The sequence below is a fragment of the Aliiroseovarius marinus genome (genome assembly GCF_050881025.1).
GTDB lineage: Bacteria > Pseudomonadota > Alphaproteobacteria > Rhodobacterales > Rhodobacteraceae > Aliiroseovarius > Aliiroseovarius marinus_A.
Map to the genome: position 1 here is coordinate 204,491 of NZ_JBNNXQ010000003.1, position 12,344 is coordinate 216,834.

Consider the following 12,344-nt stretch of genomic DNA (forward strand, 5'->3'; position numbering starts at 1 on the left):
ATTTTATATGCCGCTTAAGCGCCCAGTGCGGCAACCCCCGGCAAGGTTTTGCCTTCCATCCATTCCAGGAACGCGCCCCCGGCGGTCGAGATATAGGTGAAACGATCTGCCGCTTGGGCTTGGTTCAGCGCCGCCACAGTGTCCCCACCACCGGCCACTGAGGTCAGCGTGCCGGCCGCAGACAGCTCTGCCGCTTTGGCCGCGGCCGCGTTGGTGGCCGCATCAAACGGCGCGATTTCAAACGCGCCCAGCGGGCCGTTCCAGATCAGCGTCTTGGCGGTCTCGAACACGGCAGTGATGCGGGCGACGCTGTCAGGGCCAGCGTCCAAAATCATAGCATCTGCCGGGCAGGCATCTGCGGCCACCACCTCATGTGCAGCCCCGGCGGCAAATTCGCGCGCGACCACCACATCAGAAGGCAGGATGATCTCACAGCCTGCTTCCGAGGCCTTGGTCAGAATCTCGGTCGCCGTGTCGGTCATGTCATGTTCGGCCAGCGATTTGCCAACATCGATGCCTTGCGCGGCAAGGAAGGTGTTGGCCATGCCGCCACCGATCACCAGATGATCAACCTTTTCAACAAGGTTGCCCAGAAGGTCCAGCTTGGTCGAGACCTTGGCCCCGCCCACAACCGCCACCACCGGACGCTGCGGCGTGCCAAGGGCGGCTTCAAGTGCGGAGAGTTCCGCCTGCATCAGGCGCCCGGCACAAGAGGGCAGCAGGCGGGCGATGCCCTCGGTCGAGCCATGGGCGCGGTGCGCGGTGGAAAACGCGTCGTTGCAGTAAATGTCACCAAGGGCGGCCAGCGAGGCAGCAAAGGTGCCGTCATTGGTCGTTTCGCCCGCGTGAAAACGGGTGTTTTCCAGCAAAAGAACCTCGCCCGGCTCAAGGGCAGCCACCGCTTGCTTGGCCGGACCGCCGATGCAGTCTTCGGCAAATTTCACCGGGCCGTCGATGATGTCGGCCAGTGCAGCTTCCAATGCCGGGCGCACCACCGACAGGCTCATTGCGGGCACGCGTTCGCCCTTGGGGCGGCCGAAATGCGCCAAAAGCACGGGCTTGCCGCCGGCCTCCAGTATATCGCGGATCGTGGGCAGGATGCGCTGAATGCGGGTGTCATCGGTGACCACGCCATCCTTCACCGGCACATTGATATCTACGCGGGTCAGCACGGTTTTGCCGTTCAGATCCATATCGTCGAGTGTTTTCCAGCCCATCGGTCCCTCCATCAGGTGTTGGGCGTGTTCGACACCAAAAGCCGCCTTGGGTCAAGCTTTGCGGGGGAAAATGCGCCATCTCCCCTTTCATCTTGGCGGACCCGCGCATAGGTTGGCGCCAACAACATACTGACAGATGACAAGGAGGCCCCGATGGCCGAATATAAAGACCCCGAAAACACCATCCTGATGGAGCTGAAAAACGGCACCGTGGTGATCGAGCTTCTGGCTGACGTGGCCCCCAAACATGCCGAACGCATGAAGGAACTGGCACGTTCGGGCGAATATGATGGCGTGGTTTTTCACCGCGTGATCGAAGGCTTCATGGCCCAGACCGGTGACGTCGCCAATGGCAAAGACCCAATGACCCTGCGCCATGCGGGCACCGGTGGCTCGTCCCTGCCGAACCTGCCTGCCGAGTTCTCGAAACTGCCCCATGATCGCGGCACGCTGGGCGCGGCCCGTGCAGCCGATCCCAACTCGGCCAACAGCCAGTTCTTCATCAACTTCAAGGACAACCACTTCCTGAACGGCCAGTACACTGTCTATGGCCGTGTGACCGAAGGCATGGAACACGTGGACCTGATCGCGCGCGGCGAGCCGCCTGCGGAGCCTGACGTGATGATCTCGGTCAAGGTGGCGGCAGATGTCTGACGGCAGCCACACCCCGCGCGAAAAACGCACCTTCTGGATCGCCTTCCTGGCCGGTGTCGCGGTGGTCGTGGGCTATGCCATCTATATGATGATGCCCCAGACCCCGGCCGAGATCGACGAGGCGCTGACCACCGACGCGCCCAAGGTCGAATTGACCGTGGCAGGTCAGGCCAATGGCGTGATCGAGATCACCCTGCGCCCGGACCTTGCACCGCTTCATGTGAAGCGCATCGTGCAGCTGGCCAATGATGGCGCCTATGACAACGTGATGTTCCACCGTGTGATCGATGGCTTCATGGCGCAGACCGGTGACGTCGAGTTTGGCAAGGCCGATGGCAACGGCACCCGTGCGGGCATGGGCGGATCGGCTTACCCCGACCTGCCGGCCGAGTTCTCGGACGAGCCATATGTGGCGGGCACCGTCGGCATGGCGCGGTCGCAAAACCCCAACTCGGGCAACAGCCAGTTCTTCATCATGTTTGCACCGGCCCCGTTTCTGGATGGCGACTACACCGTGGTTGGCCATGTGACGAAGGGCTTCGAGGTGGTCGAACAGATCAAGCGTGGCGAAGGCCCAAACGGGGCGATGATCGGGGATGCTGACGTCATGACCTCTTTGCGTGTGGTTGAATAGACCCGCGCACAAATGATCACCCTCTCGTGAGGGGGGCTATGGGGCCGCTTCTTTCTCTGTCAGGCTGGGTTTGACGGACAAAGGAGCGGCCCCATGCTTTTGCAGCCAAGATTGTTACTGACGTTGCTGGTCATCACGGTCGGGCTCTGGGCGCAGGATTTGCGCGCGGATCCCAGTTTCTGGAAACATGAGTTTCCGAAGACCGATTTCAGTCGCACCAATGTGCCAAACTGGAAAGAGATCCTGTCCGGCGGTCCTGGGCGTGACGGCATTCCGGCCCTGTCCAGCCCCGCCTTTCGCAAAGCGGCCGACGAGACGCGCATTGCGCCGCGCGAACCCGTCCTGACGGTCGAGATCAAAGGCGCCAAACCGCGCGCCTATCCGCTGCGCTACCTCACATGGCACGAGATCGTAAATGACAAGATTGGTGGCACTCCGGTTGCTGTGACCTTCTGCCCGCTTTGCAATTCCGGCCTTGTGTTTGATCGCCGCGTGGCGGGGAAGGTTCTGAGTTTCGGGGTGACCGGCAAGCTCAGAAGTTCCGACATGGTGATGTATGACCATCAGACCGAAAGCTGGTGGCAACAGGCGCTGGGGCAGGGGATTGTCGGCGCACATACCGGCACGCAACTGAAGCAACTGCCCGCCTGGATGGAAAGCTGGGCCGAATTTGTCCGGCGCAATCCAGACGGTCTGGTCATGGATCAGCCTGATGCGCGCCGCCCCTATGGGCAAAACCCCTATGCGGGCTATGACAGCCGCGACCGGCCCTATCCGTTCTTCACCGGTGAACACCCACCAAACGATGTGCCAGCGCTCGCGCGCGTGGTGCGGGTTGGGGATCGTGCCTGGCCGGTGTCGCGTCTGGCCGAGGCTGGGGAAATCAACGAGGCTGGCGTGACGCTCAGCTGGGCCGCGGGGCAGGCCTCGGCGCTGGACACGGCGCGCATTGCAAAAGGGCGCGATGTGGGCACGATCCGGGTACGCGACCGGCAGGGGCGTGACGTGCCCCATGATGTGCTCTTTGCCTTTGCCTTCCACGCTTTCTGGCCTGATGGGAAATGGATGCTGGGCCGCTAAAGCGTTTCGACTTTTTGCTGAGGCAAAATATGTCGAAACGCGCGGAACCTACCAATGTCGTGGACGTTTCGAAATCAAGTTGTGATCGGGCTTAATCTCGAAACGCTTTAGGGTTTAGTCCTCTGACGCAATCCGACGGGTCTTGTCCACCGCTGCAGCAAGGCCCGTTTCGATCACACGCGCGATCCCGGCCTCTTTCATGGCGTCGATCCCCGCAGCCGTGGTGCCAGCATAATCCACCATGGCCTGAACATGCGTGGCCGGCGAGGCGTCTGCCGCCCCCAACATATGGCCCGAGGCTTTGAACAACTGGCGCACGGCGCGGTCCGCTACATCGGGGTCCACCCCTTGGGCGCGCGCAAAGCCCGCCATCACCGCCGCATAAAGTGCAACAAAGCCCGGCACGGGGCCGGTCATGGCCGTGAACACGTCGATCTGGTGCTCATCCTGAAGCCGGTCCACCATGCCCACCGCCCCGAAAATGGCCTCCACCAAGGCGCAATCCTCTGCGCGGACCTCGCCGCCTGTCACGTAAGGTGAATAGGCAAGCCGATCCGCTGCCGCCGGGCTCGACATGGCCCGGATCACCCGATCATGACCCGCAATTTCGGCCAGTTGCGCCAAGGCCACGCCCGCCATGACCGACAGAACCAGTTTGCCCTCGGCGGCAAGTCTCAACTTGAGTGCAGCGGCGGGAGGGATAGACAGAAGGATCACATCACAGGAGGCAACCAATTCGGCAATATCGCGGGTCACCCGCACCGCTTCCGGCAAATCCCCGCGCGCGCCTGACCGGTTCGACACCCAGAGCCGCGTCTCCGACACATCGCCCGCGGCGAAAAGCCCATCAAGAATGGCCCGGCCCAGCTGTCCGCTGCCCCCAATGATCCCAATTTTCGCTTTGCCCAGCATTGCTCGCCCCTTATTTTCTTGTCAAAAATACCTTGGGGTGAATTGGCGCAGCCAAGAGGGGCAACGCCCCTCAGCCGTTTCCGCTAGCCATTTCCACGACCCGTGAACATCGCCGCATCTTCCGCCGCGCGCCGAATGGCTTTGGATTTATTCACCGTTTCCTCGTATTCGGCCTCGGGATCGCTGTCATAGACCACGCCGCCACCAGCCTGAATATAAAGCTTTTCATCCTTCACCACAGCTGTGCGCAGGGCGATACACATGTCCATGTCGCCGCCCGCGCTGAAATAGCCCAAACCGCCGCCGTAAATCCCGCGTTTTTCCGGCTCCAGCTCGTCGATGATCTCCATCGCACGCACCTTTGGCGCGCCGGACACGGTGCCCGCAGGCATGCCCGCCATGAAAGCAGACAGCGCGTCCTGATCATCGGCCAGCTCGCCCACCACGTTCGAGACGATATGCATCACATGGCTGTAGCGTTCGATGATGAACTCTTCGGTTGGCCGCACGGTGCCGATCTTGGACACTTTGCCGGTGTCATTGCGCCCTAAATCCAACAGCATCAGATGCTCGGCCAGCTCTTTCTGATCGGCCAGCAGATCGGCCTCCAGCGCCTTGTCTTCCTCGGGCGTTTTGCCGCGCGGACGGGTGCCGGCGATGGGGCGGATCGTAACCTCGCCATCAAAGACGCGCACAAGTATTTCGGGGCTGGCACCCACCACCTGAAAGCCGCCGAAGTTGAAATAGAACATGAAGGGCGAAGGGTTGGTGCGCCGGAGGCTCCGATAGAGCGAAAACGGCGGCAGAGGGAAGCTCTGCGTCCAGCGCTGGCTGGGCACCACCTGAAAGATATCACCCGCCCGGATGTATTCCTTGGCCTTTTCCACGGCGGCCAGATAGTCGGGCTTGGCGAAATTGGACACAAGCGGCCCAAGCTCCTGCGCCTCGCCCAGATCGCGCGTGGCGCTCGACGTGCCCCGGTCCAGATCGCGCAGCGCATCCATCACCCGTTCGGCCGCCTGCGCATAGGCGGCTTTGGCCGTGAGCCCCGAGCTGACAAAAGCCGGCGACACCAGCGTCACATCGCCCTTCACCCCGTCCAGCACCGCCACCACCGATGGCCGCATCATCATTGCGTCCGGCACACCCAGAGGGTCCGGGTTCACATCAGGCAGATGTTCCACCAGCCGGATCATGTCATAGCCCAGATAGCCGAAAAGCCCCGCCGAGGCGCCGGGCAGATCATCGGGCAGGTCAATCTGGCTTTCCGCCAAAATGGTGCGAAACGCATCCAGCGGATCGCCGGGCATCTCCTCGAACGCGTCGCCATCAAAGCGCGCCATGCGGTTCACGCGCGCCGTGTCGCCCCGGCATTCCCAGATCAGGTCGGGCTTCATGCCCACGATCGAATAGCGCCCGCGCACTTCGCCACCGGTCACACTTTCCAGCATGAAACTGTCGCGCCGCGCTTCAGTCAGCTTCAGCATCAGGCTCACCGGCGTGTCCAGATCGGCGGCCAGACGGGTATAGACCAACTGGTTCTTCCCGGCGTTCCAACCGGCTTCGAAATCCTCGAAGGAAGGGGTCAAAGCCATGGCGTGTCCTTTCTGGTCAAACCGTGTTCACACGGGCCCAAAATATTGCTGAACTCTAGATGTTACTGAATCTGCGCGTTCACCGCATTGATCACCGCACGATCCAGCGCGATGCCTGCACGGCTTTGAACAGCGCGCGAAAAGGCGATCTCGACATCCAATGCGATTTCCTGTGCAGTCTGAGCGGCGAAACCTTCCTTAAGCGCCAGTGCCTCCGGCGTGGTTTGTTCTGCCTCGATCACCGCATCAACCCGTGCCAGAAAGACGCTGGTCTCAGCGGGCACCACGATCCAGTCGCCCTTTTCTGCGGCGAAGACCTCGGTGATCAGCGCGGGCGGGGTGCCTTCGATGAAACTGTCGCGCTCCTGTGCGTCTTCGACCACTTCGGTCAATCCCAAAGAGGCCAGGCTTTCGCCGCCCTCCAGCTTGGGGATCATCGCGCGCGCCTGATCGGCCAGCAGCTCCAGACGTTTGGCCGCAGCCCAACCGTCGCGCACAGCGTCCTGAACCTCGTCTTCGGCCTGCAGGCGCGGCTCGATATGCTGGTCCAGCCGCAGGGCAAACAATCCACCATCCGACAGGATGACGATTTCGGGGAAATCTCCTTCCTGAGCCGCCTGGGCGGCCTCGCGGAACTTCTCGTAAGCCGCAATGCCACCCGTGCTGTCCGCGGTCCAGTCCAACGTGCCAAGACGCAGCTTGTGACTGTCGGCGATCTCTTCCAGCGTGGCACCACCGGCCATCAGATCGTCCAGCTCGGCCACCATGTCACCTGCCTGACGGCGCGCAGCATCAGCGGCCAGTTCGCCATGCAGTTCACTGCGCACATCGTCGAGCGTTGCTTCCCGCGCGGCCAGAACGGCGTTCATGCGATAGAGCGCCGGGCCAAATTCGCTTTGGGCAGGGCCGGCCACACCGGGGCCTTCCAGCGCAAAGACCGCATCGCCTGCATCGCCAAGCTCCGCACGGGTCAGATCACCAAGGTCGATATCTTCCAGCGCCAGATCACGCTCGGCCACCACGTCGTCGAAGCTTTTCTCGCCTGCCGCAATCGCATCCGCCGCAGCCTGCGCGTCGGCGTCTGAGCCAAAGACCAGACGTTCCACCATGCGGCGTTCGGGTTTCACGAACTCGTCAAGGCGGCTTTCATACAGCGCCTTGATGTCGGCCTCGGCCACCTCGATCCCGGCGATCAGGTCTTCGGGGTTGAGCCACGCATAGGTGATTTTCTTGGTCTCGGGCAGGGTGAACCGCGCCGGGTTGGCGTCGTAATGGGCGGTCAACTCTTCGGCGGTGGGCTCGGGCAGCTGGGCTGTCAGCTGCGACAAGGGCAGGGCGCCCCAGGTGAAATTGCGCGCTTCGCGGGCATAGCCATAAAGCGTGTCCACGTAGGCCGGGTTGGTGGTGATCCCATTGGCGACCGCAGCCTGCAAAATCTGGCGGCTCACCTCGGCGCGCAGGCTTTCTTCAAACTCCGCAGTGGACAGGCCCGATTGCTGCAACGCATAGGCATAGCCTTCGCGGTCAAACTTGCCGTCGACACCAGCAAAGGCGGGAATTTCCACGATCCGGTCGCGCAATTCGCTGTCGCCGACGGAAAGGCCAAGCTCGGCGGTCTCATCTTCCAGTGCCGCGGCGGCAATCACCCGGCCCAGCACCTGTTGATCCAAGCCAAATGCCTGCGCTTGAACCATGGTCATCGGCTGGCCGGTTTGCGCCTCGAATGCACGGATTTCATTTTGCAATTCACGCGCATAGCGGCCCGCGCTGATCTCGGTCTTGCCCACGGTGCCAATGGCGCTGCCACCCGCCCCGAAATTGGTCGAGCCGAAGCCCACAAGCCCCACCATCACCAGACCCATCAGGATCCATCCGAAGGTGCGAGAGGTTTTGCCAGTGGCCATGGGCGCGTTCCTTTTGTCTGACTGTTAAATGGGTTTTAGGAGGTTCGCGCCCGATTGCCAAGCAGCTCGCGCGCGTGGTTTCAAGCGTGGTTTCATCGGGGCAGTGCCGCGAGCCGGGAAATGGTTTCTTCGATACCCTGCTGGTCGATATTCGCAAAGGCCACACGCAGCTGACGGGCCCCGTCCTGATCACCTGCCGGTGTGAACATCGTGCCGGGCAGGGCAAGCACCGACGCCTCCTCAACAAGGCGCTGTGCCAACTGGTCGGATGGCTGGTCAAACGGATGCGAAAGATAGGCGAAATACGCGCCGCACCCCATCAGGGACCACCCCCGTTCGGCCAAAGGCGCAAAGCCCGCACGCATCGCGCTGGCGCGGGCAAGGACCTCGCGCCGTTCGCCTGCCAGCCAGTCCTCAAGGTTGCGCAGACCCCACAAGGCCGCATGCTGGCCCAGCTGGGCCGGGCAGATGGTGACCGTGTCCAGAAATTTCTCGACCTCGGCCAGTCGCGCAGGTGCGGCCACAATGGCCCCGACCCGATGCCCGGTCAGCCGATAGGACTTCGAAAAACTGTAAAGCTGGATCACCGTATCGTCCCAGTCTGGGTCGTCAAACAGCTCATGCGGCGCACCGTCCTGCGAATGAAAATCGCGATAGGTTTCGTCGATGATCAATGCCAACCCATGCGACCGGGCAAGATCACGGAAGGCGGCAATCAACGCAGGTGGATATTCCACACCCGCCGGGTTGTTGGGGCTGACCAGCACAATCGCACGCGTGCGCGGCGTGATCAGGGCCGCAGCCTGCGCCGGATCAGGCATAAGGTCCTGTCCCGTGGGCAGGGCAACCGCGCGGACATCCCCCATATCGAGCCACATTTTGTGGTTGAAATACCAGGGCGTTGGAAGAATTACTTCATCCCCGGGCGCGGCCAGGGTCGCAAGGCTTGCCGCAAAGGCCTGATTGCAGCCCGAGGTGATGGCAATATTGCCAGCGGACAGGCTGGCGCCATAGTGCCGGTTGATGTTGAACGCCAGCTCGTCGCGCAAGGCCGGCAGACCCAGAACAGGGCCATAAAGATGCGCCTCGGGGCGGGTCAGAACGATCTCGGCCATGGCGGCGCGCATCATCTCGGGGGGCGGGTCCACAGGTGCGGCCTGTGACACGTTGATCAAGGGGCGATCTGCGGGAAAATCTATGCCCTCCACCCAACGCCGCGCCTGCATGACAGGCGGAGAGGCCGTCTGAGTGAAGTTGGGGTTCAAGAGCATGTCAGGCCTCATTCGCGGGATGTCCCAAAGACCCTATCAATGTCGAAGTGAGGCGACAATGCATGCCCGCACGCGCTCTATTTTCTTGTCGAAAATACCTCGGGGGAGCGCCGTCAGGCGCGGGGGCAGAGCCCCTTCAGGCTCACCACGTGAGCCACCAGATACCATGGCGGCGCGCGCCCCGCGCGCCGCCCCTGATCTCCATTAGCCTTCGAAAACCACCAAAGCGTGGCGTTTCTTGCCTGCAGACAGCTTCAGCGGTTCGCCCAGCTCATCTGCACCAATCATCCGGCCCGCATCCGTCAGCGCCGCGTCGTTTACCTTGGCGCCATTCTCAGCAATCAACCGCTTGGCTTCCTTGCCCGATTTCACCAGGCCCGCTTTTACGAACAGCTGGATGATCGAGATGCCATCACCCAGATCATCAGCAGACAAGGTGACCGTGGGCAGATCTTCGCCCGTGCCGCCCTTTTCAAACACCTCACGTGCCGTGGCCTCGGCGGTTTTGGCGGCCTCGGCCCCATGCAGAAGGGTTGTGACTTCATTGGCCAGAATGATCTTGGCCTCGTTGATCTCGGCCCCTTCCAGCGCGCCCAGACGATCACACTCCTCCACCGGCAATTCGGTGAAGATTTTCAAAAACTTCCCGGTATCCGCATCGGTCGTGTTGCGCCAGAACTGCCAGAATTCATAGGGCGACAACATATCGCCATTCAGCCAGATCGCACCGCCCTGGCTTTTGCCCATCTTGCGCCCGTCCGACGTGGTCAAAAGTGGGGTGGTCAGGCCGAAAATCTCGTTGTCCAGAACCCGCCGTGTCAGGTCGATCCCGTTCACGATATTGCCCCACTGATCCGATCCGCCCATCTGCAGCACGCAGCCATAGCGGCGGTTCAGTTCAAGGAAATCATAGGCTTGCAGGATCATATAGTTGAACTCAAGAAAGCTGAGGCTCTGTTCCCGGTCCAGCCGCGATTTCACGCTTTCAAACGACAACATCCGATTGACCGAGAAATGCCGCCCGATATCACGCAGGAAATCCAGATAGTTCAATTCGTCCAGCCATTCGGCGTTGTTCAGCATGATGGCGTCGCTGTCACCATCCCCATAGCGCAGGAACTTGGCAAACACCTGCTGCATGCCCGCGATATTGGTCTCGATCTGTTCAGGCCCCAGCAAAGGGCGTTCATCCGACCGGAACGACGGGTCGCCCACTTTGGTTGTGCCGCCGCCCATCAGGGTGATCGGTTGGTGACCGCATTTTTGCAACCAGCGCAACACCATGATGTTCATCAGATGCCCCACATGCAACGACTGCGCGGTGGCGTCATACCCGATATAGGCCGGAACCACCCCCGCAATCAGCGCATCATCCAGCGCCTGATAATCGGTGCAGTCGGCCAGAAAGCCGCGCTCGATCATCACACGCATGAAGTCGGATTTTGGGTGGTAGGTCATCGTTTTTCGGTCCATCCTGTTATTGTGGTCTTCCGTATAAACGGGGGGGGCACAAAGGAAAAGAGCGTGTTGGGGTGTTGGGTGAAACGAACGCATAAGAACGGCCCTGTCTGGGCTTTGGGCATGATGTCGGGCACCTCGCTGGATGGGGTGGATGGCGCGTTTGTCAAAACCGATGGCACGGCGATTGCCGCCTTTGGGCCGTGTGGATTTCAGCCCTATTCAGATGAGCAGCGCGCCAGATTGCGCGCGGCCCTTGGGTGTTGGCATGGTGACCCCAAGGTTGCCCCCGCCGCCGACATTGTGGAAGAGGTCCATGCAGGTCTCGCCGCACGAATGATGACCGACCAGCCGCCGGCCTATCTCGGGTTTCATGGCCAGACCTTTGCCCATGATCCACGCGGGCGCGGCACGCATCAGGCGGGCGATGGGCAGCTCCTGGCCGAAGCGCTGCAAACACCCGTTGTCTGGGATTTCCGCTCTGCCGATGTCGAAATGGGGGGCGAGGGCGCACCGCTTGCGCCCTTCTTCCACCACGCCTGCGCGCGGTTCATTGGGGCAAAGGCCCCATTGGCGGTCCTGAATCTGGGCGGCGTCGGCAACATCACCTGGGTTGATCCGGGCATCGAGCCCCCCGAAGACCCCGCCGCCTGTCTGGCCTTCGACACGGGTCCGGCCAATGCGCCGGTGAATGACCTGATGCAGGCGCGGCGGGGCGTGGCGCTGGACGAAGGTGGCGCGCTTGCCCTGACCGGCACGGCGGATGAGAAGATCGTGGAAGACTTCCTGTCCCACGCCTATTTCCTGCGCATCCCCCCAAAGTCGCTGGACCGCGACCAGTTCCCGGACCTCACGACTGCGGTTGCTGATCTGGGTGACGCCGATGCGGCGCGCACGCTGGTCGCCTGTGCGGCAGCGGCCGTGGCGCGAGGGATGGAGCATTGCCCAAGCCCGCCCTCGCGCGTGCTTGTCACCGGCGGCGGGCGTCACAACGCGGCGATGATGGAGGAGCTGCGCGCGCGTCTGTCTGTGCCGGTCGAGGATATCGACGACACCGGTCTGAACGGGGATATGCTGGAGGCACAGGCCTTTGCCTATCTGGCGGTGCGTGTGGCGCGGGGGTTGCCAACCTCGTCACCCACCACAACGGGTGTCGCTGCCGCCGTGGGTGGCGGCGTGGTGTCAAAGCCGGATGGGGGGGGCAGATAGGGGGCCGGATCAGGCGCCAGGTCAGGGGTAGGCGTCAGGTGCGCGCGACGGTTGCCTTGTCTGCGTAAAAGGCCAAAAACCCTTTGATCGCAGCCAGATCTTCGACAGGAGCTTCATAGCTCCACGCCGCATCTTCGATCAGTTTCGACCGGGTCTGGATCGAGAAATGACGGGCCTCTCCCTTATAGGGGCAAGTCGTCACCGTGTCGCTGTCATCCAGAAAAGCCATGGCAACGTCATCGCGCGGGAAATAGATCACCGGCGGGTTTTCCCCTTCGATCACTTCCAGTGCGCGGGTGGTTTCGCCCATGACAGCCGCACCGGCACGCACGGTCCATTTTCCTTCGGCCGGGCGGATTTTGATGTGGTCACTCATGGGGCTGTCCTTCCTGTGCGGGCCTGTGCGGGCG

Annotated in this window: 11 protein-coding genes; 4 read left to right on the forward strand and 7 right to left on the reverse strand. The window is 61.9% G+C overall.

Annotated elements, in window-relative coordinates:
* Positions 1–14: 14 nt before the first annotated feature.
* Positions 15–1,217, reverse strand: a complete 1,203-nt coding sequence (locus ACRY08_RS10285; RefSeq protein WP_432449830.1) for a phosphoglycerate kinase — start codon at positions 1,215–1,217, stop codon at positions 15–17.
* 153 nt (positions 1,218–1,370) lie between these two features.
* Between ACRY08_RS10285 and ACRY08_RS10290 the strand changes: the two genes are divergently transcribed.
* From ACRY08_RS10290 to ACRY08_RS10300, 3 genes are all read left to right on the forward strand, one after another.
* A complete protein-coding gene (locus ACRY08_RS10290; RefSeq protein ID WP_432449831.1) occupies positions 1,371–1,871 on the forward strand; it encodes a peptidylprolyl isomerase in 501 nt (166 codons plus the stop codon).
* Positions 1,864–2,505 (forward strand): peptidylprolyl isomerase, encoded by a 642-nt coding sequence (locus ACRY08_RS10295; protein ID WP_432449832.1) that lies wholly within the window; start codon positions 1,864–1,866, stop codon positions 2,503–2,505. The genes ACRY08_RS10290 and ACRY08_RS10295 overlap by 8 nt, the downstream gene beginning before the upstream one ends.
* Before the next feature lie 93 nt (positions 2,506–2,598).
* A complete protein-coding gene (locus ACRY08_RS10300) occupies positions 2,599–3,585 on the forward strand; it encodes a DUF3179 domain-containing protein (RefSeq protein ID WP_432449833.1) in 987 nt (328 codons plus the stop codon).
* Between the two features lie 114 nt (positions 3,586–3,699).
* Here the strand turns inward: ACRY08_RS10300 and ACRY08_RS10305 are convergent, their stop codons facing one another.
* The 5 genes from ACRY08_RS10305 to tyrS all read right to left on the reverse strand — a co-directional run bounded on the left by ACRY08_RS10305 (position 3,700) and on the right by tyrS (position 10,725).
* Entirely contained in the window at positions 3,700–4,497 is a 798-nt protein-coding gene (locus tag ACRY08_RS10305) for a pyrroline-5-carboxylate reductase family protein (RefSeq protein WP_432449834.1), read from the reverse strand.
* Between the two features lie 83 nt (positions 4,498–4,580).
* Positions 4,581–6,092, reverse strand: a complete 1,512-nt coding sequence (trpE, locus tag ACRY08_RS10310) for an anthranilate synthase component I (RefSeq protein ID WP_432449835.1) — start codon at positions 6,090–6,092, stop codon at positions 4,581–4,583.
* Positions 6,093–6,154: 62 nt separating this feature from the next.
* Entirely contained in the window at positions 6,155–7,996 is a 1,842-nt protein-coding gene (locus ACRY08_RS10315; RefSeq protein WP_432449836.1) for a SurA N-terminal domain-containing protein, read from the reverse strand.
* Between the two features lie 92 nt (positions 7,997–8,088).
* Positions 8,089–9,267, reverse strand: coding sequence for an aminotransferase (locus ACRY08_RS10320; RefSeq protein ID WP_432449837.1), 1,179 nt, complete (start codon positions 9,265–9,267; stop codon positions 8,089–8,091).
* A gap of 204 nt (positions 9,268–9,471) precedes the next feature.
* The gene (tyrS, locus tag ACRY08_RS10325) at positions 9,472–10,725 is read right to left on the reverse strand and encodes a tyrosine--tRNA ligase (protein WP_432450278.1); all 1,254 of its coding nucleotides are present in this window, start codon (positions 10,723–10,725) and stop codon (positions 9,472–9,474) included.
* Positions 10,726–10,806: 81 nt separating this feature from the next.
* Here tyrS and ACRY08_RS10330 point away from each other — a divergent pair, with 81 nt between their 5' ends.
* Positions 10,807–11,934, forward strand: a complete 1,128-nt coding sequence (locus ACRY08_RS10330) for an anhydro-N-acetylmuramic acid kinase (RefSeq protein ID WP_432449838.1) — start codon at positions 10,807–10,809, stop codon at positions 11,932–11,934.
* Between the two features lie 34 nt (positions 11,935–11,968).
* On the opposite strand, the gene ACRY08_RS10335 is transcribed toward ACRY08_RS10330, so the two are convergent.
* Entirely contained in the window at positions 11,969–12,310 is a 342-nt protein-coding gene (locus tag ACRY08_RS10335) for a DUF427 domain-containing protein (RefSeq protein ID WP_432449839.1), read from the reverse strand.
* Positions 12,311–12,344 lie beyond the last annotated feature (34 nt).

Excerpts from the sequence above, each read along its gene's own strand:
- ACRY08_RS10285 (WP_432449830.1), bottom strand. The coding sequence starts at position 1,217 with ATGGGCTGGAAAACACTCGACGATATGGATCTGAACGGCAAAACCGTG.
- ACRY08_RS10290 (WP_432449831.1), top strand. The coding sequence starts at position 1,371 with ATGGCCGAATATAAAGACCCCGAAAACACCATCCTGATGGAGCTGAAA.
- ACRY08_RS10295 (WP_432449832.1), top strand. The coding sequence starts at position 1,864 with ATGTCTGACGGCAGCCACACCCCGCGCGAAAAACGCACCTTCTGGATC.
- ACRY08_RS10300 (WP_432449833.1), top strand. The coding sequence starts at position 2,599 with ATGCTTTTGCAGCCAAGATTGTTACTGACGTTGCTGGTCATCACGGTC.
- ACRY08_RS10305 (WP_432449834.1), bottom strand. The coding sequence starts at position 4,497 with ATGCTGGGCAAAGCGAAAATTGGGATCATTGGGGGCAGCGGACAGCTG.
- trpE (WP_432449835.1), bottom strand. The coding sequence starts at position 6,092 with ATGGCTTTGACCCCTTCCTTCGAGGATTTCGAAGCCGGTTGGAACGCC.
- ACRY08_RS10315 (WP_432449836.1), bottom strand. The coding sequence starts at position 7,996 with ATGGCCACTGGCAAAACCTCTCGCACCTTCGGATGGATCCTGATGGGT.
- ACRY08_RS10320 (WP_432449837.1), bottom strand. The coding sequence starts at position 9,267 with ATGCTCTTGAACCCCAACTTCACTCAGACGGCCTCTCCGCCTGTCATG.
- tyrS (WP_432450278.1), bottom strand. The coding sequence starts at position 10,725 with ATGACCTACCACCCAAAATCCGACTTCATGCGTGTGATGATCGAGCGC.
- ACRY08_RS10335 (WP_432449839.1), bottom strand. The coding sequence starts at position 12,310 with ATGAGTGACCACATCAAAATCCGCCCGGCCGAAGGAAAATGGACCGTG.